This window comes from Pseudacidovorax intermedius, from assembly GCF_003350475.1.
In the GTDB taxonomy this organism is placed as follows: domain Bacteria; phylum Pseudomonadota; class Gammaproteobacteria; order Burkholderiales; family Burkholderiaceae_C; genus Xenophilus; species Xenophilus intermedius.
This window is the reverse complement of the sequence record NZ_QQAV01000001.1, coordinates 1,136,457-1,161,555: the sequence shown is the minus strand read 5'-3', so window position 1 is coordinate 1,161,555 and position 25,099 is coordinate 1,136,457. Positions and strand designations below refer to the sequence as shown.

At 71.3% G+C, this 25,099-nt stretch carries 24 protein-coding genes; 6 read left to right on the top strand and 18 right to left on the bottom strand.

Translation table 11 applies throughout. The features are described 5' to 3' along the window. The first annotated feature begins 16 nt into the window (after nt 1-16). Nucleotides 17-1,021 carry an aldo/keto reductase gene (locus DFR41_RS05110; protein WP_114802195.1) on the top strand — a complete coding sequence of 335 codons (1,005 nt, stop codon included), beginning with the start codon at nt 17-19 and terminating at the stop codon, nt 1,019-1,021. A gap of 39 nt (nt 1,022-1,060) precedes the next feature. Next, on the top strand, nt 1,061-2,194 hold the full coding sequence (locus DFR41_RS05105; RefSeq protein ID WP_114801925.1) for a thiolase family protein: 1,134 nt from the start codon (nt 1,061-1,063) through the stop codon (nt 2,192-2,194). A 42-nt stretch (nt 2,195-2,236) separates the two neighbouring features. On the opposite strand, the gene DFR41_RS05100 is transcribed toward DFR41_RS05105, so the two are convergent. The 18 genes from DFR41_RS05100 to DFR41_RS05015 all read right to left on the bottom strand — a co-directional run bounded on the left by DFR41_RS05100 (nt 2,237) and on the right by DFR41_RS05015 (nt 21,244). Continuing rightward, a complete protein-coding gene (locus DFR41_RS05100) occupies nt 2,237-2,971 on the bottom strand; it encodes a GntR family transcriptional regulator (protein WP_114801924.1) in 735 nt (244 codons plus the stop codon). Nucleotides 2,972-2,989: 18 nt separating this feature from the next. Next, nucleotides 2,990-3,664, bottom strand: coding sequence for a cysteine hydrolase family protein (locus DFR41_RS05095; RefSeq protein ID WP_114801923.1), 675 nt, complete (start codon nt 3,662-3,664; stop codon nt 2,990-2,992). A gap of 16 nt (nt 3,665-3,680) precedes the next feature. Then, nucleotides 3,681-5,249: an ABC transporter ATP-binding protein gene (locus DFR41_RS05090; protein WP_114801922.1), complete on the bottom strand. Its 1,569-nt coding sequence runs from the start codon at nt 5,247-5,249 to the stop codon at nt 3,681-3,683. Next, entirely contained in the window at nt 5,246-5,968 is a 723-nt protein-coding gene (gene biuH, locus DFR41_RS05085; RefSeq protein ID WP_114801921.1) for a biuret amidohydrolase, read from the bottom strand. The genes DFR41_RS05090 and biuH overlap by 4 nt, the downstream gene beginning before the upstream one ends. A 4-nt stretch (nt 5,969-5,972) precedes the next feature. Beyond that, nucleotides 5,973-7,037: a formamidase gene (locus tag DFR41_RS05080; RefSeq protein WP_114801920.1), complete on the bottom strand. Its 1,065-nt coding sequence runs from the start codon at nt 7,035-7,037 to the stop codon at nt 5,973-5,975. A gap of 12 nt (nt 7,038-7,049) precedes the next feature. Then, a complete protein-coding gene (locus DFR41_RS05075) occupies nt 7,050-7,967 on the bottom strand; it encodes an ABC transporter permease (protein WP_114801919.1) in 918 nt (305 codons plus the stop codon). After that, nucleotides 7,964-9,046, bottom strand: a complete 1,083-nt coding sequence (locus tag DFR41_RS05070; RefSeq protein ID WP_114801918.1) for an ABC transporter permease — start codon at nt 9,044-9,046, stop codon at nt 7,964-7,966. Before DFR41_RS05070 ends, DFR41_RS05075 begins: the two co-directional genes overlap by 4 nt. A gap of 31 nt (nt 9,047-9,077) precedes the next feature. Next, nucleotides 9,078-10,178, bottom strand: coding sequence for a BMP family ABC transporter substrate-binding protein (locus DFR41_RS05065; protein WP_114801917.1), 1,101 nt, complete (start codon nt 10,176-10,178; stop codon nt 9,078-9,080). 49 nt (nt 10,179-10,227) lie between these two features. Then, nucleotides 10,228-11,646 (bottom strand): AtzE family amidohydrolase, encoded by a 1,419-nt coding sequence (locus DFR41_RS05060; protein ID WP_114801916.1) that lies wholly within the window; start codon nt 11,644-11,646, stop codon nt 10,228-10,230. Further along, complete coding sequence (locus DFR41_RS05055) at nt 11,643-11,846, bottom strand: DUF4089 domain-containing protein (protein ID WP_114801915.1); 204 nt, start codon at nt 11,844-11,846, stop codon at nt 11,643-11,645. The genes DFR41_RS05060 and DFR41_RS05055 overlap by 4 nt, the downstream gene beginning before the upstream one ends. 21 nt (nt 11,847-11,867) lie before the next feature. After that, a complete protein-coding gene (locus tag DFR41_RS05050) occupies nt 11,868-12,689 on the bottom strand; it encodes an ABC transporter ATP-binding protein (RefSeq protein WP_114801914.1) in 822 nt (273 codons plus the stop codon). A gap of 141 nt (nt 12,690-12,830) precedes the next feature. Then, nucleotides 12,831-13,661, bottom strand: a complete 831-nt coding sequence (locus DFR41_RS05045) for an ABC transporter permease (protein WP_114801913.1) — start codon at nt 13,659-13,661, stop codon at nt 12,831-12,833. Nucleotides 13,662-13,666: 5 nt separating this feature from the next. Further along, the gene (locus DFR41_RS05040) at nt 13,667-14,665 is read right to left on the bottom strand and encodes an ABC transporter substrate-binding protein (RefSeq protein WP_114801912.1); all 999 of its coding nucleotides are present in this window, start codon (nt 14,663-14,665) and stop codon (nt 13,667-13,669) included. A gap of 70 nt (nt 14,666-14,735) precedes the next feature. Beyond that, nucleotides 14,736-16,493, bottom strand: coding sequence for an allophanate hydrolase (gene atzF / locus DFR41_RS05035; protein WP_114801911.1), 1,758 nt, complete (start codon nt 16,491-16,493; stop codon nt 14,736-14,738). 152 nt (nt 16,494-16,645) lie between these two features. Next, the gene (locus DFR41_RS05030) at nt 16,646-17,656 is read right to left on the bottom strand and encodes an NAD(P)H-quinone oxidoreductase (protein ID WP_114801910.1); all 1,011 of its coding nucleotides are present in this window, start codon (nt 17,654-17,656) and stop codon (nt 16,646-16,648) included. Between the two features lie 2 nt (nt 17,657-17,658). Next, nucleotides 17,659-19,224 carry a sulfatase-like hydrolase/transferase gene (locus DFR41_RS05025; RefSeq protein ID WP_114801909.1) on the bottom strand — a complete coding sequence of 522 codons (1,566 nt, stop codon included), beginning with the start codon at nt 19,222-19,224 and terminating at the stop codon, nt 17,659-17,661. Between the two features lie 5 nt (nt 19,225-19,229). After that, nucleotides 19,230-20,243 carry a Bug family tripartite tricarboxylate transporter substrate binding protein gene (locus DFR41_RS05020; RefSeq protein ID WP_114801908.1) on the bottom strand — a complete coding sequence of 338 codons (1,014 nt, stop codon included), beginning with the start codon at nt 20,241-20,243 and terminating at the stop codon, nt 19,230-19,232. Between the two features lie 11 nt (nt 20,244-20,254). Continuing rightward, nucleotides 20,255-21,244, bottom strand: coding sequence for a Bug family tripartite tricarboxylate transporter substrate binding protein (locus DFR41_RS05015; protein ID WP_114801907.1), 990 nt, complete (start codon nt 21,242-21,244; stop codon nt 20,255-20,257). A 144-nt stretch (nt 21,245-21,388) separates the two neighbouring features. Here DFR41_RS05015 and DFR41_RS05010 point away from each other — a divergent pair, with 144 nt between their 5' ends. Genes DFR41_RS05010 through DFR41_RS04995 form a run of 4 tightly spaced genes read left to right on the top strand, consistent with a single transcriptional unit; the run spans nt 21,389 to nt 25,096 of the window. Then, a complete protein-coding gene (locus tag DFR41_RS05010) occupies nt 21,389-21,946 on the top strand; it encodes a VOC family protein (RefSeq protein ID WP_114801906.1) in 558 nt (185 codons plus the stop codon). After that, nucleotides 21,939-23,438 (top strand): bifunctional 3-(3-hydroxy-phenyl)propionate/3-hydroxycinnamic acid hydroxylase MhpA, encoded by a 1,500-nt coding sequence (gene mhpA, locus DFR41_RS05005; RefSeq protein WP_114801905.1) that lies wholly within the window; start codon nt 21,939-21,941, stop codon nt 23,436-23,438. The genes DFR41_RS05010 and mhpA overlap by 8 nt, the downstream gene beginning before the upstream one ends. 24 nt (nt 23,439-23,462) lie before the next feature. After that, complete coding sequence (locus DFR41_RS05000) at nt 23,463-24,218, top strand: IclR family transcriptional regulator (protein ID WP_244917651.1); 756 nt, start codon at nt 23,463-23,465, stop codon at nt 24,216-24,218. A 29-nt stretch (nt 24,219-24,247) separates the two neighbouring features. Next, nucleotides 24,248-25,096 (top strand): fumarylacetoacetate hydrolase family protein, encoded by an 849-nt coding sequence (locus tag DFR41_RS04995; RefSeq protein WP_114801903.1) that lies wholly within the window; start codon nt 24,248-24,250, stop codon nt 25,094-25,096. The last annotated feature ends 3 nt before the right edge of the window (nt 25,097-25,099 follow it).

Sequence of the window (25,099 nt, the reverse complement as noted above, 5' to 3'; positions counted from 1 at the left end):
GAGACCCACCATGCAGATGCAGCCACTCACCTTCGGCCGCACCGGACTGCGGCTTTCCCGGCTGGCGCTGGGCACCGCCAACTTCGGCCAGCGCTGGGGCCACGGCGCGGACGCCGAGCAGAGCGCCGCCCTGCTCGACGCCTATGCAGAGGCCGGCGGCAACGTCATCGACACGGCCGACGTCTACCAGTTCGGCCAGTCCGAGGAGATCCTGGGCGGCCTGCTGGCCGGCCGCCGCGACGACTTCTTCCTGGCCACCAAGTTCAGCAATGGCGCATCGCCGAAGGCCGGCCCGCTGGTCACCGGCAACAGCCGGCGCGCCATGGTGGCGTCGGTGGAAGCCAGCCTGCGTCGGCTGAAGACCGACCGCATCGACCTGTACTGGGTGCACCACCCCGACGGCGTCACGCCGTCGGAGGAGATCGTGCGTGGCCTGGACGACCTGGCGCGCGCCGGCAAGATCGTCTACGCGGGCCTGTCCAACTTTCCCGCCTGGCGCGTGGGGCGCGCCGTGACGCTGGCCGAGCTGACCGGTGCCGTGCCGATTGCCGCGCTGCAGTTCGAGTACAGCCTGGTGCACCGCGCGCCCGAGTCCGACCTGCTGCCCGCCGCCCAGGCGCTGGGCCTGGCCGCCGTCACCTGGTCGCCGCTGGGCGGCGGCATGCTCACCGGCAAGTACCGCCAGGGTGAGCGGGGACGCGCCGAGGCGCTGGGCGGCAAGGTGTTCCAGGCCGAGAACTCCGCCGAGCGCACTGCCCTGCTCGATGCCGTGCTGGCCGTGGCCGCCGAGTTGGGGGCCACGCCCGACCAGGTCGCCATCGCCTGGCTGCTGACCCGGGACGTGCAGCCGCTGCTGGGGCCGCGCACCCTGGCCCAGCTGCAGTCCAACCTGGGCGCGCTGCAGATCACGCTCTCGGCGGAGCAGCGCGGCCGGCTCGACGCCGCCAGCGCGCCGCACACCGCCGCATCCGCCCCCGCGGCGGCAGCGGCCTTCACGCCGCCCGCCACGCCGGTGGCCTGAACGCCAACACGCCCCAAAACCGACAGGCCAGGAGATCCCATGAAAGCCGTCATCGCCGCCTACGCGCGCTCCCCCTTCCACTTCGCCCGCAAGGGCCGCCTGGCCGAGGTGCGGCCGGACACGCTCGCCGCCACCGTGGTGCAGGGCCTGCTGCAACGCACCGGGCTGGACCCGGCGCTGCTGGAGGACGTGATCCTCGGCTGTGCCTATCCCGAGGCCGCGCAGGGCAACAACCTCGCGCGCATCGTCGGCCTGCTGGCCGGCCTGCCACACGAGGTCGGCGGCATGACGGTCAACCGCTTCTGCGGCTCGTCGATGCAGGCGGTGCACATCGCCGCCGCGCAGATCGAGGCCGGTATCGGCGACGCCTACCTGTGCGTGGGTGTGGAGTCGATGACCATGGTGCCGCAGGGCGGCTTCAACTTCTCGGCCCATCCCGGTCTGCTGACGGACACCGACGCCTACATCTCCATGGGCGAGACGGCCGAGAACGTGGCCGAGCGCTGGGCCGTGAGCCGCGCCGACCAGGAGGCGCTGGCCGTGCAGTCGCACCGCAAGGCCGCCGAGGCGCGCGAGGGCGGCCGGCTGGCCCAGGAAATCGTGCCCATCGCGCTGCCCGACGGCAGCTGGGTCGACAGCGACGGCTGCATCCGCCCGGCCACCTCGGCCGAGGCGCTGGCGGCGCTCAAGCCGGCCTTCCGGCCCGATGGCGTGGTGACGGCGGGCACCTCCTCGCCGCTCACCGACGGCGCCGCGGCGGTGCTGGTCACGCGCGACGACTTCGCCGAGCGCCACGGCCTGGCCGCGCTCGCGCGCATCCGCAGCTTCGCCACCGTGGGCGTGGACCCGGCCATCATGGGCATCGGCCCGATCCCCGCCACGCGCAAGGCGCTGGCCCGCGCCGGCCTGTCGGTGGCCGACCTGGACGTGGTGGAGATCAACGAAGCCTTCTCCTCGCAGGCGCTGGCCTGCATCCGTGACCTGCGGCTGGACATGGGGACGGTCAACATCGACGGCGGCGGCCTGGCCATTGGCCACCCGCTGGGCGCAACGGGGGCGCGCATCACCGGCAAGGCGGCATCGCTGCTGGCGCGCGAGCGTGGCCGCTGTGCGCTGGCGACGCAGTGCATCGGCGGCGGGCAGGGCATCGCGACCGTGCTGGAACGCGTCTGAGGAGAGGGGTCGGAGGTTCGCGGGGCGCCGCTGCGGCGGCGCTCAGCCGCCCTGCTGCCGCGCCAGGTAGACCTGGTGCAGCGTGATCTTGCGCACTTCGGACTGGCTGGTCTCGATGTGGGCGCGCAGCATCATGGCGGCCTGATCGCCGCGGTTGGCGCGCACGGCCTTGAGGATCTTGGCGTGCTCTTCGTAGGTGGCGTCGATGCGCGGCTGCTGGGTGAAGTCGAGCCGGCGGATGATGCGGATGCGGTCGGTCACCTCGCGGTGCACGCGCGCCATCTCGGCATTGCCGGCGGCGGCCACCAGCTGGCAATGGAAGTCCTCGTCCCAGCCCGCGACCTGCGCCGCATCGCTGCTGCGCTGGTCGACCGGCACCAGCCAGATGGCGGCCAGCGCATCGAGCTGGGCGCGGTCCACGGCGCGGCCCGACTCGCACAGGCGGTGCACGGCGGTGGTCTCCAGCACCATGCGCAGGTCGTAGAGCTGCTCGAACTGCTGGAAGTCGAAGGGCAGCACGCGCCAGCCGGCGCGGAACAGCACCTCGACATAGCCTTCCTGCTGCAGCCGGATCAGCGCCTGACGCACCGGCGTGCGCGAGACGCCCAGGCGATCGCAGATCTCGTTCTCGGTGAAGCGGTCGCCGGGCACCAGGCGGAAGTCGGCGATGTCGCGCTTGAGCTGGTCGTAGACCTCGTCGGCGCGCGAGCGGAAGGGAAGCTCCGCCTCGGCAGGAGCGGCTTTCTTGGAACGGGCGGGAGCAGCGACAGGCACCATCGGATCGTAGCGGGCCGCTCAGCCCCCTGCCGCTGTCAGGGCCGCCATCAGCTGCGGCCCGGTCGCGGTCCAGCCGACGATGGCGCCCTGCGCGCGGATCATCTCCACCGCCGCGGCCTTGAACTGCGGGAAGTAGCTCTCGGTGCAGTCTTCCAGCAGCAGGCAGTCGTAGCCGCGGTCGTTGGCCTCGCGCATGCTCGTCTGGACGCAGACCTCGGTGGTCACGCCGCCGAAGACGAGGTGCGTGATGCCGCGGGCCTGCAGCCGCTCGTGCAGGCCGGTGGCATAGAAGGCGCCCTTGCCGGGCTTGTCGATGACCCACTCGCCCTCGATGGGCGCGAGCGCGTCGATGATCTGGTTGCCCGGCTCGCCGGCCACCAGGATGCGGCCCATCGGGCCTTCGTCGCCGATGCGAAGCGACGGGGCGCCCCGCAGTCGCTTGGCAGGCGGGCAGTCCGACAGGTCGGGCCGGTGCGCCTCGCGCGTGTGGACCACCAGGCCGCCGGCCTGGCGCCAGGCGGCCAGCACGGCCTGCGTGGCCGGGACGATGGCCGCCAGCAGCGACACGTCGTTGCCCAGCGTCTCGCCGAAGCCGCCGGGCTCGATGAAGTCGCGCTGCATGTCGATCAGCACCAGGGCCGTGCGGTCCAGGTCGAAGTCGTAGGCGAAGGGGCGGGCGTCGTTCAGGCGCATGAGGGTCTCTCCTTGCTCAATGCCCGCCGCCCATGTGGGCGCCCAGGACGTGTCTGTCGGCTGATGCGGCAGGCGTCTCGTACACGATGCGGCCTTCGCTCATCACCACGATGCGGTCCGACAGGGCCAGCAGCTCGTCCAGGTCCTCGCTCACCAGCAGCACGGCGCCGCCGCGCTCGCGCACCTGCACGATGCGGGCATGGATCTCAGCCACGGCCGCGAAGTCCAGGCCGAAGACGGGGTTGGCGGCGATCAGCACCTGGATGTCGCCGGCCAGCTCGCGCGCCAGCACGGCCCGCTGCACATTGCCGCCCGACAGGCTGCCGATGGGCGCACGCTCGCCGCGGGTCTTGATGCCGTACTCGGCGATCCACTGCCGCGCCCGGGCGCGCCAGCGGCCGAAGCGCAGCAGGCCGCCGGCCGCCAGCGGCGGCTGGTCGAAGTCGCGCAGGGCCATGTTCTCGGCCACGCTCAGGCCTGCGACGCAGGCATTGCGCAGCGGCTCCTCGGGCAGGCTGCGCACGCGCAGCCGGCGGTTGTCGCCGCGGCTGGCGCGGTAGGGCTGGCCGCCCACACGCACGCGGCCGGCGCTGCGCGGCCGCTGGCCCACCAGGGCCTCGACCAGCTCGCGCTGGCCGTTGCCCGAGACGCCGGCCACGCCCAGGATCTCGCCCGGGCGCACCTGCAGGCTGAGCGACTGCACGGCGGGCGTGCCGCGGTCGCCCGGCGCGGACAGCGCCTCGACCGCCAGCGCCGGCGCGGCACTGGCCACGACGGGCGTGCGCGGGGTGGCATCGCTCGCGCCCTCGCTCGCCTCGTCGGGTGTGGCGCCTGCACCCATCATGGCCTGGGCCAGGCGCGTCGGGTCGGTGTCGCGCACCGCGGCATGGTGCACCGCGCGGCCGCGGCGCAGCACGGTCACGGCGTCGGCATAGGCCATCACCTCGCGGAACTTGTGGGTGATGATGAGCACGGTGCAATGGCCGCCCTGCGCAAAGGCGCGCACATGGCCCAGCACCTCGTCGGCCTCCTGCGGCGTGAGCACCGAGGTGGGCTCGTCCAGGATCAAGAGGCGCGGCTTGAGGTAGAGCTGCTTGAGCAGCTCCAGCTTCTGCTTCTCGCCCGCGGCCAGCTGCGAGGGCCGCGCGTCCAGGTCCAGCCGGAAGGGCGTGGTCGCCAGGAAGGCCTGCAGCTCGGCGCGCTTGGCCTTCCAGTCGATCAGCGTGGGCACCTGGCCGCCGGCCAGCAGCAGGTTCTCGGCCACCGTCATGCCAGGCGCCAGCGTGAAGTGCTGGTAGACCATGCCGATGCCCAGCTGCCGCGCCACCACCGGGTTGGCGATGGCCTGCTCGCGGCCATCGATGAGGATGCTGCCTTCCTCGGGCCGCTGGAAGCCGGCCACGCACTTGACCAGCGTGCTCTTGCCGGCACCGTTCTCGCCCAGCAGCGCATGCACGCTGCCGGGCGCGACCTGCATGCTCACGCGGTCCATGGCGGTGAAGTCGCCGAAGCGCTTGGTGAGCTCCAGCGTGTCCAACGCCAGCGCGCCCTGGGCGCGCGGATGGGGGGTGACGGGCGCGATCATGACGCCAGCGCCTTGATCAGCGCGGTCGACGGCGCATGCGCACCGAACACCCCGCCCTGCATGGTGATCATCTTGAGTGCCGCCGCATGGTTGCCCGGATCGGTGGCGGCCGTGCAGTCCGACAGCAGCAGGCATTCGAAGCCGCGGTCGTTGGCGTCGCGCATGGTGGTGTGCACGCACACGTCGGTGGTGATGCCGGCCAGCACCAGGTTCCGGATGCCCCGCGTGCGCAGGATCATCTCCAGGTCGGTGGCATAGAAGGAGCCCTTGCCGGGCTTGTCGATCACCACCTCGCCCGGCAGCGGCGCCAGCTCGGGAATGATCTCCCAGCCCGGCTCGCCGCGGATCAGGATGCGGCCGCACGGCCCGTCGTCGCCGATGCCCACGCCGCCCTCACCGATCTGGCGCGAGCGCCAGCGCTTGTTGGCCGGCAGGTCCGACAGGTCGGGCCGATGGCCTTCGCGGGTGTGGATGATGGTGTAGCCCAGCGGACGCATCACGGCCAGCAGGCGGCGGATGGGTTCGATGGGTGCCTGCGTGAGCGAGATGTCGTAGCCCATCACGTCCACGTAGCCGCCCTTGCCGCAGAAGTCGGTCTGCATGTCGATGACGATGAGCGCCGTGTTGTCGGGGCGCAGGTCGCCGTCGTAGGGCCAGCGGTAGGGTTCGGCGGCCGCGAAGCGCGCCGCGGCGGCAGCGGAGGAGGTCGTGGCGTCCATGGTGTCAGTCCAGGGTCTTGAGTCGCTCTTTGTCGGGCACCGGCGGTGTGGGCGCGGGCACCAGCGGATGGCTGCCGGCGCCGCCGTAGAAGCGCACCGGCGGCGCGAAGCCGAAGCCGCTGCCGTCGGTCACCTGCACCTGGTCGCTCCAGGGCAGGCGGTAGCGGCCGGCGGCCATGTCGTGCATGTAGGTGTAGGGGCAGTCCTGCGCGCCCCCCTTCACCGCCACGTAGCCGCGGTGATAAAGCTGGTAGATGTTGTTCTCCACGCCCCAGCCGGTGCGTGCCTCGCGCACCAGGTCGGGCCGCAGCTCGGCGGTGATGATCTCGTCGGGGCGGCCGCCGCCTTCCACCATCACGGTGCCGTCGAAGCTGCAGAACATGCCCTCGCCCATGGAGTCGAAGGTGCCGTCGCTGCCGCACATGCAGACGCTGGCGGTGTAGGCCAGGTTGCAGAAGGCGTTGGCCTGGTTGGTGATCTTCCAGGCATGGCGGATCGGCGCGGTGTAGCCGGCCGTGCGCAGGATGATCTCGGCGCCCTTGTAGGCCGCCTCGCGCGCCATCTCCGGGAACATGCCGTCGTGGCAGATGATGAGCGCCAGCTTGCTGCCGTTGGGGCCGTCGCACACGGGCACGCCCAGGTTGCCCGGCTCCCAGGGCTCCACCGGCACCCAGGGATGCAGCTTGCGGTAGTACAGGCGGATGGCGCCCTGGTCGTCGATGATCAGCCCGCTGTTGTACGGGTTGCCCTCGGGATTGGCCTCCATGATGGAGAAGCAGCCCCAGATGCGGTGTTCCACGCAGGCAGCGCGGAAGGCCGCCACCTCGGGGCCGTCGAGCGTGCACATGATCTCGGGGTTGGTGTCCATCGAGAGCCCGTGCAGCGCGTACTCCGGGAACACCACCAGGTCCATGGTCTGCTGGTTGCGGCGGGCCTTGCCCACCAGATCGCAGATGCGCTGCGTCTGCGCCGCCAGTTGCTCGCGCGTGGCGACCACCGGCAGCTGCAGCTGCACCAGGCCCACCACCACGCCGTTGGCCGATTTGTTCAGGCCGCCCAGTCCGCTCATGGATGACTCCTTTTATTTGGATGAAAGCTCGCCCGGACTGCCCGCCGCCACCTGCCCGGGCCGGCACGAGGCCACCAGGATGAGCAGCGTGAGCACATAGGGCACGGTGTTGAAGAGGTGGTAGCCCCAGCCGATGCCGATGGACTGCAGCGCCGGCCCCACGGCCCCGGCACCGCCGAAGAGCAGCGCCGCGCCCACGCAGCGCAGCGGGCTCCAGCGCGCGAAGATCACCAGCGCCACGGCGATCAGGCCCTGGCCGCTGGAGATGCCTTCGTTCCAGCTGCCCGGGTAGAACAGCGTGAGCGAGGCGCCGCCCAGCCCCGCGATGGCGCCACCCGCCGTGGTGGCCGCGATGCGCAGCGCCGACACCGAGTAGCCCAGCGCCCGCGCCGCATCGGCCGAGTCGCCGGCCAGCCGCACCAGCAGCCCAGCGCGCGTGCGTGCAAAGCCCCACCACAGCAGGCCGGCGAGCAGCAGGCCCAGCGGCACGAGCGCATTCACCTGGAGGGCCGCGCGCACCGCCGAATTGCTGCTCCAGTCGCCCAGCGGCAGCGCCGGGATCTGCGGCGCCTGCGGCTGGATCAGCGGCTTGCCCAGGTAGAAGGCCAGGCCGGTGCCGAGCAGCATCAGCGCGATGCCGGTGGCCACGTCGTTGACGCCGCGCAGCGAGCACAGCAGCCCGTGCAGCAGCGCCAGCAGCGCGCCGGCCACGGCGCCGGCCAGCACGCCCAGCCAGGCCGAGCCGGTGAGGTACGCGCCGCCGAAGGCCGCCATGGCCGAGAGCACCAGCACGCCTTCCAGGCCCAGGTTGATGCGGCCCGACTTCTCGGTCAGGCACTCGCCCAGGCTCACGAAGAGGAAAGGCGTGCCCACGCGCAGCGCCCCGCCCACGATGGCGGCGACGAAGGCGGTCATCATCTCGGCGGTCATGGCTGCACCTCCTTGAGGGCCGGCGCCGGCTTGTCGCTGCGCAGCCGGCGCAAGGGTGTGAGCCAGTCGCGCCCGCGCAGCGCCTCGCTGGCCAGGATGAGCACGAAGGCGATGCCCTGCAGCACCAGCACCGACGCATCGGGCAGGCCCAGCCGGCGCTGCAGCAGGCTGCCCGCCGCACCAAAGCCGCCGAAGAGGATGGCCACCGGGATCACCGCCAGCGGGTTCTGCCGCGCGATGAAGGCCACCAGGATGCCCGCGTAGCCGTAGCCCGCGATCAGCGAGGCATTGGCGCTGGTATGCACCGCCGCCACCTCCACCGCGCCGGCCAGACCTGCGCAGGCGCCGCCCAGCGCACAGGCCAGCAGCACCAGCCGCGTGGCCGGCAGGCCCACCAGCTGGGCCGCGCGTGGGTTGCCGCCCACCACCCGCACCGAGAAGCCGGTGGGCGTCCAGCGCAGCCACAGCGCCAGCAGCACGCAGGCCGCCACGCCAAGGGCCAGGCCCCAGTGCACGTCGCTGCCCGCGATGCCGCCGATGCGCAGGCCCTCGGCCAGCGTGTTCGTCGAGGGCTTGTTCAGGCTGGCCGGATCGCGCAGCGGCCCTTCGACCAGATGCTTGAACAGGCCGATCGCCACATAGGCCAGCAGCAGGCTGCTGATGGTCTCGTTGATGCCGCGGTACTGCCGCAGCGCCCCCGCCAGCATGATCCACAGCGCGCCGGCCACCATGCCGGCCAGGCAGATCGCCACGGTGCCGGCGATGTTCTCGGGCAGCGCCACCGCATAGGGCAGCGCCGCCGCGGCCAAGCCGCCCAGCACCAGCGCGCCTTCGCCGCCGATGATGACCAGGCCGGCGCGTGCCGGCAGTGCCACGCACAGCGCGGTGAGCATCAGCGGCGCCGCGCGCTGCAGCGTGTTCTGCCACGAGAACCAGCTGCCGAAGGCGCCCTGGTAGAGCACCGCCCACACCTCGGGCGGTGAGCTGCCGGCCGCCACGGCCGCAAAGACGCCGAACAGCGCCACCGCGGCCGCGATGCTGAGCACCGGCAGCGCCAAGTCCTGGCCCATGGATCGCATGGCAGGTCTTCCTTGCAACGAAGGGCCGGCCTCAGACCGAGCCGACCACGCCGTCGACCAGGTAGTTCATCTGCTCGAGCTTGAGGTCCGTCTGCTTCTGCACCTGGCCGGCGGCGATGACTTGATTGCCCTTGTTGTCCTTGAGCGGGCCCTTGAAGATGTCGAAGCTGCCCGCGACCATCTTGGCCTTGATGTCGTCGGCCTGCTTCTTGGCGGCGTCGGTCACCATGGGGCCATAGGCCGAGGTCTTGACGTAGCCTTCCTTGAGGCCGCCGCGCAGGAAGTTGGGATGCGGCTTGCCGGCCTGGGCGGCTTCGAGGATGGTCTTGTAGGCGGTGAGCCAGTTCCATTCGGCGCCGGTGAGGTAGGCATTGGGCGCCAGCTTGGCCTGGCTGGCGTGGTAACCGCAGACCATCTTGCCGCGCTTGGCGGCGGTCTCCACCACCACCTTGGGGCCGTCCACGTGCATGGTGAACACATCGCAGCCCTGGTCGGCCAGGCTGTTGGTGGCCTCGGCCTCCTTCACGGCCATGGACCAGTCGCCGGTGAAGATCACATGGCAGGTGATGTTCGGCTTGACCGAGCGCGCACCCAGCGTGAAGGCGTTGATGTTGCGCAGCACCTGCGGGATGGGCTTGGCGGCCACGAAGGCGATCTTGCCGCTCTTGCTCATGTGGCCGGCGATCACGCCGTTGAGGAACTGGCATTCGTCGATGTAGCCGAAGAAGCTGCCCACGTTCTTGGGGTTCTTCTCGGTCCACAGGCCGCCGCAGTGCGAGAAGCGCACGTCGGGGTACTTGGGCGCCAGCGCCAGGATGTGCGGGTCGAAGTAGCCGAAGGAGGTGGGGAAGAGCAGCGAGGCGCCGTCCTGCTGGATCATGCCGGTCATGGTCTTCTGCACGGCGGCGGTCTCGGGCACGTTCTCCTCTTCGACCACCTTCACGCCGGGCAGCTTCTTGAGCTCGGCGGCGGCCTGGGCATGGGCCTGGTTGTAGCCATAGTCGTCGCGCGGGCCGACGTAGATCACGCCCACGGTCAGCGGCTTCTGGGCCCAGGCCAGGGGGCCCAGGCTGCCGGCGGCGCCGAGGGCGGCCAGGGTCTTGAGGGATTCGCGGCGATTGAAGGCGGTCATGCGAAAAGCTCCAGCGGAAGGTTGGGTGAGGGAAGGGGGGACAACGAAATCAGGGCAGCAGGGCCACGGGCGCCTGCGTGATGCCGGTGGCTTCCAGGGCGGCGGCGGCGCGCAGGGCGAGGTCTTCGCGCCAGGGCGCCGCGATCAGTTGCACGCCAACCGGCAGCGCCGCATGGGCGCCCCACACGGGCACGGCGCACACCGGCAGGCCGATGCAGGAAATGGGCTGCGTGAGCGCACCGAAGCTGGGCCGCAGCGGCTGGCGGCGGCCGTCGAGCTCCAGCCATTCGGTGCCGATGGGCGTGGCCGAACAGGGCGTGGCCGGCGCGAGCAGCAGGTCGAAGTCCTGCATCACCGCGGCCACGGCCTCGGCATAGCGGCGGCGCACCCGCTGGGCGCGCATGACCCAGGCCGCGGGCAGCAGCGCGCCGGCCAGGAAGCGGTCGCGCGACAGCGGCTCGAAGTCCTGCGCACGGCGGCGCAGGTCCGGCAGATGCAGGGCCGCGCCTTCGGCATTGCTGATCAGGAAGGCGGCGGCGCGGCCGGCCTCGACCAGCGGCAGTTCGACGGTGCGCGTGGCACCCAGGGCCTCGGCCACGCGGGCGACGGCAGCCTGCGCCTCCGGCAGCGCATTGCGCGCGAACCAGCCGCCCAGCACGCCGATGCGCAGGCCGGCGATGCCCTGTGGCAACGTGCCGATCACCGGCTCGACGGGGCGCTGGGCGCAGCCCGGATCGCCGGGGGCGCCGTCTTCCGGGCCCTGCATCGCGTCGTAGGCCAGGGCCAGGTCGCGCACCGAGCGGGCGAAGGGGCCCAGGTGGTCCAGGCTGCTGACGAAGGGATAACTGCCGGTGCGCGGCAGCCGGCCGAAGGTGGGCTTGAGGCCGTACACACCGCACAGCGAGGCCGGCACGCGGATGGAGCCGTTGGTGTCCGAGCCCAGCGTGATCGGCACCTGCCCGGCCGCCACCGCGGCACCGCTGCCGCCGGAGGAGCCGCCGGCGATGCGCGACAGGTCGTGCGGATTGCGCGTGGGGCCCTCGTGCGAGTTCTCGGTGGTGAAGCCGTAGGCGTACTCGTCCATGTTGAGTGCGCCCACCAGCACGGCACCGGCCGCTTCGAGCCGGCGCAGCAGCAGGGCGTCGTTGGTGGCCGGCGGCGCTTCGCGCTCGATCTTCGAGCCGGCCAGTGTGGGCAGGCCGGCGACGTCGAACAGGTTCTTCACCGCCACCGGCACGCCGGCCAGCGGCAGCGCGGCGCGGGCCTCGGCCGGCAGGGCATCGAGCGCAGCGGCCCGCTGCAGGGCACGCTCGCCCGTCACGGCGGTGAAGGCGTTGACGCGGCCATCGGTGGCGGCGATGCGGTCCAGTGCGGACTGCACCACGACAGTGGCGCTGGCCGTGCCCCCATGCACCGCGGCGGCGATGGTGGCGGCGTCTGCCTCGAACCAGGGCTGGGCAGCGCTCATGAATGCCTCCCCGGCGCCACCGGCTCAAAGCGCAGCGCGGACTCGTCGTGCGGCGCCAGCGCCACGGCCTCGGTCAGCGCCGCCATGTCGGCAGCGAGCGCGAAGTAGCGCAGCACGCCCGGCCGGTGCTCGGGCGCAATCGGCAGGTCCAGCGCCGCGGAGGCGGCGTCCACGTAGGCTTCGATCTGTTGAGGCGTCATGGGCAGTTCGGTGGCGGTGGGTCAGCGGCGCACTTCGCGCTGGAAGATTTCGAGGCTCTGCTTCTTGGTCGCGACGAAGCTCGGCTGGCTCAGCGTCTCCACGGTGCGCGGCCGCGGATCGTCGTAACGCAAGATCTCGGCCACCCGCGTCGGCCGCTTGGTGAGCAGCAGCACCTCGTCGGCCAGGTACACCGCCTCTTCCAGGTCATGCGAGACCAGCAGCATGGTGGTGCCCGTCTGCATGAACACCTCCTGCAGCTTCTCGCGGATGAACAGCGTCATCTCGAAGTCCAGCGCCGAGAAGGGCTCGTCCAGGAACAGCACCTCGGGCCCGGGCGCCAGCGCCCGCATGATCGAGGCCGTCTGCTGCTGGCCGCCGGAGAGCTCGTAGGGGAAGCGGTGGAGGTCGAACTTGACGTCGAAGCTGGCCACCAGCTCCTCCATGCGGCGGTCCACCTCGGCCTTGCTGCGGCCTTCGAGCTTGAGCGGGTAGGCGATGTTGTCGATGGTGCGCATCCACGGGAACATCGCTTCGCGGTAGTTCTGGAACACGTAGCCGATCTTGGTGTCCTTGAGCGACTTGCCGTCGAACAGGATCTCGCCGCGGTCGATGGGAATGAGTCCCGCGATCATGTTGATCAGCGTGCTCTTGCCGCAGCCGTTGGGCCCGAAGACCGAGACGATCTTGTGCTTGGGGATGTCGAGGTCGAAGTCCTCGTACAGCGGCCAGCCGGCGAAGTACTTCGTCAGCCCGCGGATGGTGATGTGCGTGCCGGCCGGGCCGGGGCGGAACTTCGGTGCCGGGACATCGGCGACCACGGGGGCGTTGATCACAGCACTCACTTCAGACCTCCATGGAATCGGACAGCTGGCCGCGGAGCAGGCCATGCGGGAGCACCCGCGGAACTGGCTTTGCCAGGCCGCTGGGTGCGCCCCCTTGAGGGGGTTGGCGAAGCGCGGAGCGCGCAGCCTGGGGGTGGGCCATTACCTTCCACTCCAGTGCACGATGCGGCGTTCGATGACCAGGAACAAGACGTTGAGCGCATAGCCCAGCGCACCCGCCGCCAGGATGCTGGCGTACATGCTCTTGACGTTCAGCACCTGCTGCGAATTGATGATCCGGTTGCCCAGGCCGCTGTCGGCGCCGATGAACATCTCGGCCACGATGACGATCACCAGCGCCATCGACACCGCCGAGCGCAGGCCCACGAAGCTGGGCTGTAGGCTTTCCCACAGCAGCACGTCCTTGAAAATCTGCCAGCGTGTGGCCCCCATCACCTTGGCCGCCATCACCCGCTGCTTGCGGGCGTTGATGACGCCATAGGCGCTGTTGAACACCACGATCAGCATGGCGCCGAAGGCCGCGATGGCGACCTTGTTGATGTCCGAGGTGCCGAAGATCATCAGGAACAGCGGGATCAGCGCCGACGAGGGCGTGGAGCGGAAGAAGTCGATCAGGAACTCCACGCTGCGGTACGCCTTCTCGTTGCTGCCCAGAAGCACGCCCAGCGGCATGCCGACCGCCGCGGCAATCAGGAAGGCCTGCAGCGTGCGCCACACCGTGACCAGGAAGTCGTTCAGCAGCGGCCCGCCCGCCAGGCCCGTGATCAGCGTCTGGAAGGTGGCCAGTGGCGGCGGCAGCAGGATGGGCTTGATGAAGCCCAGCCGCACCACCAGGTCCCACAGCACGAAGAGCGCGATGGGCCCGATGGCCGGCAGCAGCTTGTTCCATACCGGCGGACGGGGCAGCGCGGGCGCGACGTCAGTGGCGGGCGGCTTCCAGGCGCCCGCCGTGGCGGAGGATGGCGCGTTCATGGCGCTCAGCCCCGGTAGAGCAGCCCGTCCACGCCCACCTTCTTCTCGAAGATGCCCTTCTCGGTGAACAGGTCGAAGAACTTCTGGAAGTAGGCGATGTCGGCGGGCTTGAACTCGTCGTGCAGCATGTACGAGGCCAGCGGCACCTCGTTGGTGAGCGCGCCCTCGATGGCGGTGTAGCCCTTCATGTACTGGCGCGCGTCGGCCGGGTTGTTGCGCACCAGCTCGATGCCGCGCTTGTAGGCGGCGATGTACTTCTTCGCGACCTCGGGGTTCTTCTTGATGAACTCGGTGGTCAGGCTGGCCGAGCCGCCGTGCCACGGGGCCATCGGGTCGCCCAGGATGTAGTGGGCCACCACGCCCGCCTCCAGCACGCGCGTTGTGCCGTTGAGCCGGCCCACGGTGCCGGTGGGCTCCAGGGTGTAGACGGCGTCGATCTGGCCGGCGGCCAGGGCCGCGACGTGCTGGCCGATGGGCAGCTCGGTGACGTTGATGACGCCCGCGCCGGCACGCTCCAGCATGGTCTTGGCCAGCGTCACGTTCTGGATGCCGGGGCCCGAGGCCACGCGCTTGCCCTTGAGCTCGGCCACGCTCTTGACGGGGCTGTCCTTGGGCACCAGGAACTCCTCCAGCACGTACTTGGCGTTGCTGGGGTTGGTGCAGAAGATCTTGAAGAGGCCCGGCTGCGCGATCTCGCCGATGGCCAGGTTGGCGCTGCCGGTGCCGTTGGCACTGCCGTCGGAGCGGCCGGAGAGCATGGCCTCCATCACCTGCTGGGCGCCGGCGAACTTGAGCGGCTCCACGTCCAGGCCGGCTTCCTTGAAGTAGCCCTTCTCGACCGCCGCGAAGAAGGGCAGGCCCGCGGCCACCGGCCAGTAGCCGATGCGCAGCTTGGGGCCGCCCTGCGCCCGCACGATGGCGGGCGCGGCCAGCGCGCCGAGGGCGGCACCGCCGGCCTGCAGCACATGGCGGCGGGAGGGACGGAAGGACGACGATGGGCTCATGCGAAGACTCCTGCGGACGAACGAAAGGAAGGACGGAATGAGAAAGACGGTGCGCGAGGGCGCAGTGGGTTCAGGCGCTGCGCGAAGCGATGTAGGCGCGCCAGCCGCCATGCGCGCTGACGTCCTCGGCGCCCTGCAGCGCATGGGCCTCGCAGATGAAGCTGTGCACCCAGCGGCCATCGGCCAGCTCGACGCTGCCCAGGCCCAGCGGCGGCGGAATCTGCGCCAGGAAGGCGCCGACCTCGGCGCGCGGCACGTTCCAGACCTCCAGCGCGATGGGCACGCCCTGCCCCGGCTCGCGCTGCAGGCCCGGCTTGGGCGGCGTGGTGCCCGGCAGCGCGTAAAGGCGGTAGTGGGGCGCGGTGGCGGTGGCTTCGACCAGGGTGGCGCCGCGCGCGATGAGCTGATGATTGAGCGGCATGCCGGTGAGGTGCGCGCCGACCACGGCGATGGGCATGCCTTCGCCTTCGGCCAGCGGCGGCCAGACCGGCGCCTCGGGCGGGGGCAGCGGCCCGCCGGTGGCGCCCATGGGCAGGTCCGTGGCGTGGTGGAAGCGCTGGCCCAGCTCGGCCAGGCGGAAGTCGCTGCCGCAGGGCCCGATGAAGGTCACGCCGAAGGGCAGGCCATCGGGCCGCAGGCTGGCCGGCACCGACAGGGCCGCGTAGTCCAGCAGGTTGACGAAGTTGGTGTAGTGGCCCAGCTCGCTGTTGCGCCGCACCGGCTCGGCGCGCATGGCGTCCAGCGTGCAGTGCGTGGGCGCGGTGGGCACCAGCAGCACGTCGATGCCAGCCCACAGGGCGGCGGCCTGCTGGCCGAGCGCATGCAGCTGGCTCTGCGCATCGACCAGGTCGGCGGCATCGAAGCTGCGGCCCCGCGCCAGGATGCCGCGCACGGGCTCGATCACCGCGTCCTCGTGTTCGTCGAAGAAGGGCCGCACGGCGGCATAGCGCTCGGCCACCAGCGCGCTGTCGTAGAGCAGACCGGCGGCGCGGGCCAGGGGCGCGTAGTCGACGGGCACCGGCTCGCCACCCAGCTCGCGCAGCTGCGCGATGGCGCGCTCGAAGGCGGCGGCGGCCAGGGCATCGCCGTGGAATTCCAGCGGCTGCGGCACGCCGAAGCGGAAGCGCGCGGGCAGCGGCGTGCGCGCGAGCTCGAGTCGGCGCGAGTACGGATCGCCCGCGTCCGGCCCCATGGCGCAGGCCAGCACCCGCGCGGCCAGCGCCACGGTGGACGCGAAGATGGAGACGCAGTCCACGCTCTGCGCCGCCGGCACCACGCCCTTCGCGCTGATGAGGCCCTTGCTGGGCTTGAGGCCCACGATGTTGTTGAGCCCCGCCGGCACGCGGCCGGAGCCGGCGGTGTCGGTGCCCAGCGAGAAGTCCACCTGCCCCGTGGCCACCGCATAGGCCGAGCCCGAGCTGGAGCCGCCCGACACGTAGCGCGCATCGAAGCTGTTGGGCACCGCGCCGTAGGGCGAGCGGCTGCCGTTGAGCCCGCAGGCGAACTGGTCGAGGTTGGTCTTGCCCGCCACCGACGCACCGGCCGCGAGCAGGCGCTGCACCACGGTGGCGTGCGCTTCGGGCGCATAGGCGAAGGCCGGGCAGGCGGCGGTGGTGGGCAGGCCGGCGACGTCGATGTTGTCCTTGACCGCGAAGCGCAGGCCGGCGAGCGGGCCGGTGGCCGCACCGGCGATGGGCGTGGCCGGGCGGCTGATCCAGGCCGCTTCGGGCCGGCCATCCGGGGCAGGCTGCGGCGCGGGCACCTGGGCGGAACCCGCGGCCGCGAAGGGGCGGGTCAGGGCGTCGGGGGTAGAGGCTTCGTGCACCATGTTCAGGCATCCATTCTTGGATACATGATGTGATGCAAGCGGCGTGCCAGCGCCAGATCCCCTGCGGGAGCGGGTCGCGCCGAAGTGGCAGTGCGGCAGATTGGCGGCCGCTCAGCCCAGCGGGAATGGAAGGGCCAAGCGTGCGCAGGGGTTCAGCGCGGCACCTCCAGCACCAGCTTGCCCATGGCCTGCCCCGATTCGAGGCGGGCATGGGCCTGCGCCGCCTCGGCGAGCGGGAAGACCTCGCTCACCCAGGGCCGAACGCGGCCGGCCGCCACCAGCGGAAGGGCCACAGCACGCAGGCGATCGGCGATCAGCGCTTTCTCGGCCAAGGGCAGCGGGCGCAGCAGCGAGCCGGTGATGCGCAGTTCCTTGGCCAGGATGGGCCGCAGCGGCGCCACGAAGTCGGCGCCATCGCCGGGCGACAGGTGCACCAGCCGGCCGCGGCGCGCCAGCACCTGCACGTTGCGGGCGGCGTGGGCAGCGGCGGCCATGTCCAGCACCACGTCCACGCCCCGCCCGTCGGTCCCATCCAGCACAGCCTGCACCCAGTCCTGCGTGCGGTAGTCGAATGCCGCCGCGGCGCCCAGGGTCCGTGCCTCGGCAACCTTGGCCGCGCTGCCGCAGGTGACGGCCACGCGGTGGCCCAGCGCGCCCAGCAGCTGGAGGGCCAGGCTGCCGACGCCGCTGGTGCCGCCATGGATCAGCACGGTCTCGCCCGGCCCCAGCGCCGCCACGCCGAAGAAGTTGTGCCAGACGGTGAACAGCGCCTCGGGCAGCGCCGCCGCCTCGCGCAAAGCCAAGCCCGGCGGCACGGCGAAGGTGAGCGCGGCGGGCGCCACCACCCGCGTGGCATAGCCGCCCCCATCGACCAGGGCACACACCGCATCGCCCACGCGCAGGTGACCCGCCCGGGCGCCGGCCCAGCGCACGGTGCCGCTCACCTCCAGGCCCGGCACGTCGCTGTGCGCGGGCGTGGGGCCGCGGCGGCGCTGGTTGCAGTCGTGCCGGTTGACGCCAGCCCAGGCCACGTCGATCAGCACCTCGTCGGGCGCCGGCGCAGGCAGGGCCAGGCCGGGCGTCCAGCGCAGCACCTCGGGGCCGCCCGGCGCGCTGATGACGAGGCCGTCGGCGCACAGATCGGACAGATTCGTTGCGTCCATGCTCACCACACGCCGATGTGGATGCCGTGGCGCTTCACGGCCTCGGTTCGCTGGGCGACGTCGCTGTCGGGCACCGTCGTGCGGTTCTTGCGGCGCAGGCTCCATTGCAGCAGGCGCTCGCGCATCTCGCGCTCCACGGCGGCCGGCGGATCGGCCCCCAGATCATGCAGTTCGTCCGGATCGTTGTGCAGGTCGAAGAGCTGGGGGCGGAAGCCCTCCCAGTCCACGTACTTCCAGCGCCCGGTGCGCACCATGGTGCCGCGGCACTCGCCAGGTGCGCGGCCCAGCGTCCACCGCGCGGCGCGGTAGGCGTAGTCGGCCTCGGAGAACACGGCATCGCGCCAGGGCGCGGTCCGGCCGTGCAGCAACGGCAGCAGTGAACGGCCTTCCACGCAGTGCTGCCAACCGTCGGGGTCGGCGCCCAGCGCCTCCAGCAGCGTGGGCAGCACGTCGATGGCCTCCACCAGCGGGTCCAGCACCTGCCCGCGGGTGGCATCCGCCTCGGGCCGCGGATCGACCACGATCAGGGGCACACGTACTGCGGCCTCATAGAACAGTTCCTTCTCGCCCAGCCAGTGGTCGCCCAGCATGTCGCCATGGTCGGCGCACAGCACCACCAGGGTGTGCGGCGCCTGGCCGCTGGCCTCCAGCGCAGCCATCACGCGGCCGATCTCCTCGTCCAGCTGCGCCACCAGCCCCATGTAGGTGGGCTTGACGTGCGCGGCAATGGCGTCCTGCCCGAAGTTGAGGCTCTCCTCGTGCTGCTGGAAGGCCCGCACCACGGGGTGGGCCTCGGTGCGCTCGTGCGGCGCCTTGACCACCGGGGACTGCGGTGCGCCACGGAACATCGCGTGGTAAGGCGCCGGCGCCACGTAGGGCCAGTGCGGCTTCACATAGGACAGGTGCAGGCACCAGCGCTTCTCGTCCTGCGCCTGGATGAAGTCGATGGCGCGATCGCTGAGATAGGCGGTCTCGGAATGCTCGGCCCGCACGCGCGCCGGCAGGTGGGCGTGACGCATCGACCAGCCGGAGTGCACGCTGCCGTCCGGCGCCTGCACCGAAATGGCGTGCGCGCTCCACGGGTCCTCGCCCGCATAGCCGGCCGCCCGCAGGAAGTCGGCATAGCCGCTGCGCCCGTCGGGGCGACTGTGGCCGTCGAAGCGCTCGATGGGCGTGAAGCCGCCCTCGCGCAGCAGGGCACCGCGCTCGGACTCGATCTCGATGCCTGCGCGGTCCAGGGCATCGGTGTCGGGCAGGACATGCGACTTGCCGGCCAGCGTGGCGCGCACGCCCAGCGGGCGCAGGTAGTCGCCCAGCGTCTTCTCGGCGCTGGACAGCGGCACGCGGTTCCAGCGGGCACCGTGGCTGAGCACATAGCGGCCGGTGTAGTAGGACATGCGCGAGGGCCCGCACACCGGCCCCTGCACGAAGGCATGGCGCATCAGCGCGCCGCGCCGGGCCAGCGCGTCCATGTGCGGCGTGGGCACGGAAGAAACGCCATAGGCGCCCACATGGTCCCAGCGCAGTTGGTCGACCATGATGAACAGCGCATTGCGCAGGACGGTCATGGCGCTCACTCCAGCCGGATGCCGGCGCGGCGCACCACCTCGGCCCACTTCGGCAGCTCGGCGCGGATCAGCGCCTGGAACTGCTCGGCGCTGCCGGTGTGCAGGTAGGTGCCCATGCGGGCAAAGCGCTCGGGCACCCCGGGCTCTGCCAGGGCCTGCACGATGGCCTCGTTGAGCGGGCCGATGCGCTCGGCCGGCACCGACCGGCTGGCGACGATGCCGGCCCAGTCGCGCACGTCGAAGTTGGCAAAGCCCTGGGCCGCGAAGGTGGGCACGCCGGGCAGGGCCTCCAGCGGCTCGCGCGACGTCACCGCCAGGGCTTTGAGCCGGCCGCTCTGCACATGCGGCACCGCGGCGGCCACCGACGCGAACATCAGGTCGGACTGGCCGCCCACCAGGTCCTGCAGCGCCGCCACCGGCCCGCGGTAGGGCACGTGCAGGATATAGGTGCCGGTGAGCTGCTTGAAGGACTCGCCCATCACATGCGCGGGCGAGCCGTTGCCGCCCGAGCTGTAGCTGAACTTGCCTGGGTTGGCACGCACCTTGTCGACCAGCGCACGCACGCTGTCGACGCCCATCGATGGGCGGGTGACGAGCACGTTGTAGGTCCACTGGGTCTGGGCCACGGGCGCCAGGTCGCCCAGGGTGTCGTAGGGCATGCGCGCGTGCAGCGCGGGCAGCAGCGCATGCGGCATGAACATGACGCCCAGCGTATGTCCGTCGGTGGCCTTGGCCACCAGGTCCATGCCGATCAGCCCGGTGGCGCCGCCGCGGTTGTCGACGACGAAGGGCTGACCGAACTTCTGCGCCAGCCGGTCGGCCAGGTGACGGGCCACTGGATCCCAGGGACTGCCGGCGATGGAGGGAATGATGAGCCGGACCGGGCGGTTGGGCCAGGCCGGCGCCTGGGCGCGTGCGGCACCGACCACGGCGGCCGCGCCCGCGCACGTCCAGCGCAGCACGTCGCGGCGTCGGGCACGGGCGGGTAGGGCAATGTTCGAACAGACAGAAACGAGCATGCGGCCGCCCCTCAGTCCAGCTTCACGCCCGCGGCGCGCACGACCTTGCCCCACATCGCGCGGTCGGCCTGGATGAAGGCGGTGAACTCGGCCGGCGTGTTGCAGCGCAGCTCGCCGCCATAGTCGCGCCACTTCTTGGCCAGCTCGGGCGACTGGCAGACCTTGCCCATGGCCGCGCTCAGCTTCTCCAGGATGGCCGGCGCCGTGCCGGCCGGCGCCAGCAGGCCCTGCCAGGCGATGGGCGTGTAGTCGGGCAGGCCCTGCTCGGCGAAGGTGGGCACGTTGGGAAAGCTGGGATGCCGCTCGCGGCCGGTGATGGCCAGCAGCTTGAGCTTGCCCGCCTGCACGTTGGTGGCCGCCGCGGGCAGGCCGTCGAACATCAGCTGGATCTGGCCGGCCAGCAGGTCGGCATAGGGGCTGTTGCTGTTGTAGGGCACCAGGTTCGACTTCACGCCCGCCACGCTGTTGAACCACACGGCCGACAGGTGCGAATAGCTGCCGATGCCCTGCGTGGCCACGGTGACCGAATCGGGCTTGGCCTTGAGCTGGGCGACCAGTTCGCGCGCGTCCTTGGCCGGCACCGACGGCGTGGCGATCAGCCCCGTGTTGAGCACGCCCAGCAGGCTGATGGGCGCGAAGTCGCGCTCGGCATTGAAGGGCAGCTTGCTGTAGAGGTGCGGCACGACCGACAGCGAGCTGGTGGTGCCGATGTAGAGCGAGTAGCCGTCGTTGGCGGCCTTGGCCGCCACCTCGGTGCCAATGATGTTGGAGGCGCCCGGGCGGTTCTCCACATAGAAGGACTGGCCCAGGATCTTGGTGAGCTCCGCGGCCAGCTCGCGGGCGTTGGCGTCGGGGCCGCTGCCCGCGGGGAAGGGGGCAATGATGCGCACCGGCTTGCTGGGGTAGTCGGGCTGGGCGCCCGCGCCGGTGGGCGCCAGAGCGAAGGCCGCCACGAGCGGCAGGGCGGCCGCGCTGGCGGCGAGCCTCTTGAGGATGGTCATGAATGTCTCCGTTTGCGAACCCGTGCCGATTGCACGGGGTCGGATCATACGAATACATTGTTTATTGTCAAAATACGATAATCACAATACGATTCGTCCAATCGAATGGCCTGCCAGGCCTTCCGTTCTCGTTCGGAGACAAAGTTGACCCTTCAAACACCCCTGCAGCTGCAGTTCAGCCACATCGGCCTGTACGTCACCGACTTGGCCCGCATGGCCGGCTTCTACAAGCGCGCCCTGCGCTTCACCCAGACCGACGCGGGCGACCTGGGTCCGGTGCAGTTGGTCTTCCTGAGCCGCGATCCCAGCGAGCACCACCAGCTGGTGCTGGCCACCGGCCGGCCGGCGGACATGGCCTTCAACGTGGTCAACCAGCTGTCCTTCCGCGTGCCCGACGTGGCGACGCTGCGCGCCTTCCATGACCGGCTGCTGGCCGAGGGCGCGAGCGAGATGCTGCCGGTGACGCACGGCAACGCCGTCTCCGTCTACTGCCGCGACCCGGAGGGCAACCGGCTGGAGCTGTTCATGGACACGCCCTGGTACTGCGAGCAGCCGCTGCGCGAGCCCATCGACCTCGCCCAGAGCGACGAGGCCATCCTGGCGCAGGCCGAGGCCATTGCGAAGCGCTTTCCCAAGTTCATGAGCCGCGCGCAATGGCAGGCCGAGGTCACCCGCCGCATGCAGGAAGACCAGCATGGCTGAGCCGGCGCCCGTGTACGACGTGGCCATCGTGGGGCTGGGCCCCACGGGCGCCACGCTGGCCAACCTGCTGGGGGCCGCCGGGCGCTCGGTGCTGGTGGTCGAGAAGGAACGCGACATCTTTCCCCTGCCGCGGGCCATCCATTACGACGGCGAGGTGCTGCGCATCTTCCAGGCGGCGGGCCTGCGCGAGCCGGTGCTGGCCATCTCGCGGCCCGGCACGCAGGGCATGCACTTCGTCAACGGCGCGGGCCAGACGCTGCTGATCCGCGGCGGCACCGCGGCGCTGGGGCCGCACGGTGGCGCCAACAACTACTACTTCCACCAGCCCGAGCTGGAGGCCGTGCTGCGCGAAGGCCTGGCGCGCTTTCCGAACGTGCATGTGCGGCTGGGCACCGCCCTGACCGCCATCGACGTGGACAGCGAAGGCGCCACGCTGCACGGCAGCCAGGGCGGCGACGGCGGCAGCTTCGAGGCCCGCGCCCGCTGGGTGGTGGGCTGCGACGGCGCCCGCTCGCCGGTGCGCCAGCACATGGGCAGCCCGATGGTGGACCTGGGCCTGCGCCAGCCCTGGCTGGTGTTCGACGTGGTGCTGACCGAGCCGGTGGACCTGCCGCCGCACACCGTGCAGCACTGCGACCCGCGCCGGCCCATGACCTACTGCAACGTGGTGGGCAACCGCCGCCGCTGGGAGATCATGGTGCTGCCCGGCGACGACCGCGAGGCCCTGGTGCAGCCCGAGAACCTGTGGAAGCTGGTCGCGCCCTGGGTGCGGCCCGATCAGGCCCGGCTGGAGCGGGCCGCCATCTACACCTTCCATTCGGTGATCGCCGACGGCTGGCGCCAGGGCCGGCTGCTGCTGGCCGGCGATGCCTGCCACCAGACGCCGCCCTTCCTGGGCCAGGGCATGTGCGCCGGCATCCGCGATGCCGCCAACCTGGCCTGGAAGCTGGACGCGGTGCTCGCCGGCCGCGCACCCGACGCCCTGCTGGACACCTACGAGTCCGAGCGCAAGCCGCATGTGCGCGCCCTGATCGAGCTGGCCGTGCGCCTGGGCGGCATCATCCAGACCACCGACCCGGCCGCGGCGGCCGAGCGCGACGCCCGCTTCGCCAGCGGCGAGCCGGAGGTCTTCGAGCTGCCGCCGCAACTGCTGGGCGCCGGTGCCTTCGACGCGCTCCAGCAGGACCTGGCGGGCCGGCCCTTTCCCCAGCCGCGGCTGGCCGATGGCCGGCTGCTGGACGAGCTGCTGGGCCGCCGCAGCGCCGTGATCGGCCAGCGCGAACTGCTGGCCGCTGCGGCGCCCGGCACCGCCGAGCGCTGGGCCCGCAGCCAGGCCCTGGTCATCGACGAGCCCGACCCGCCGCTGGCGGACTGGCTGCGCCGCCACCAGGCGGGCGCCGTGATACTACGGCCCGACCGCTACATCGTCGGCGTGGCGCGCACGGGCTCCGAGCTGGACCGCATCTCCCAGTACCTCCCGGTGGCGCCATGACGACCCACATCCCGGGGCCCCACCTTGTCCGAACCTTCGTCCTCGTCCAGCCTGGAACGCATGCTGGGCGTGCTCGACCTCTTCGACGACCACCACGTCACCCGCACCGCCGAGGACATCGCCAAGGCGCTGGAGGTCTCGCTGCCCACCAGCTACCGCTATGTGCGCCAGCTGCTGCAGGTGGGCCTGCTGCAGCGCGTGGAGGATTCGCACTACGCACTGGGGCCGCGCATCATCTTGCTGGACCACTACATCCGCCGTGCCGATCCGGTGCTCAAGGTGGGCCTGCCGGTGCTGCGCGAGCTGGTCGATGCCACCGGCTTCGACTGCGTGGTGACCGAGGCCTTCGGCCAGCAGGTGCTGGACACGCACCGCGAGATGGGCGGCACGCCCGCCACGCTGGCCTACACGCGCGGCCGGCCGCGGCCGCTGTTCCAGGGCGCGGCGCCCAAGGTGCTGCTCGCCACGCTGGGCACGGCGCCGCTGAAGAAGCTGTTCGACGCCCGGCGCGACGAGGCCGTGCGCTGCGGCCTGCCCGGCGACTGGGCCGAGTTCCGGCGCCACTTCGCGGCCATCCGCAAGGCGGGCCACTATGTCTCCAAGGGCGAGCTGGAGCCCCAGCTGGCGGCCGTGGCCGCGCCCGTTCTCAAGTCGGATGGCGGCGCCTGGGCCGCCATCTCCCTCGTGTTCGATACCTCGCGCCTGGCGATCGTCGACCTTGAAAAGATGGTCCGTCTGATCACCGAGGCCGCGACGCGGATCGGAGGTCGGCTGGCCTAGCACCAACCCCTCTCCTCCCAAGGAATCCCATGAGACTCATCAGCTACCAGTACAACGGCCAGGACGGCTACGGCGCCCTCGTCGGCGACCGCGTCGTCGACCTGCATGCGGTGTTCGGCGCGCAGGCGCCGGACCTCAAGGCCTTCATCGCTGCAGGCCTGGCATCGCAGGCGGCAGCCCATGTCGAAGCCGCCCGCGCCACGCTGCCGCTGTCGGAGGTGACGCTGCTGCCGGTGATCCCCAACCCCGGCAAGATCTTCTGCATCGGCCTGAACTACGGCGAGCACATCCGCGAGACCGGCAAGACCGAGACCGAGAAGCCGGTGATCTTCCTGCGCGTGGCCGACTCGCAACTGGCCCATGGCGAGGACATCGTGCGGCCCCAGGCCTCCGAGCGCCTCGACTACGAAGGCGAGATCGCCATCGTCATCGGCAAAGGCGGCCGCCACATCAGCGAGGCGGATTCGTGGTCGCACATCGCCGGCTACAGCTGCTACAACGACGGCAGCGTGCGCGACTGGCAGTTGCACACCTCGCAGTGGGCCCCCGGCAAGAACTTCTGGAAGACCGGCGCCTTCGGCCCCTGGATGGTCACGGCCGACGAGATCGCCCCCGACCAGAAGATGACGCTGGTCACGCGCCTCAATGGCCAGGAGATGCAGCGCGCCACCACCGACATGATGGTGCACAGCATCCCGGCCCAGATCGCCTACATCTCCACCTTCATCCCGCTGGAGCCGGGCGACGTGATCGTCACCGGCACGCCCGGCGGCGTGGGCAACAAGCGCACGCCGCCCGTGTTCATGAAGCCCGGCGACGTCTGCGAGATCGAGGTCGACGCCATCGGCGTGCTGCGCAACGGCATCCGGGACGAGTGAGGG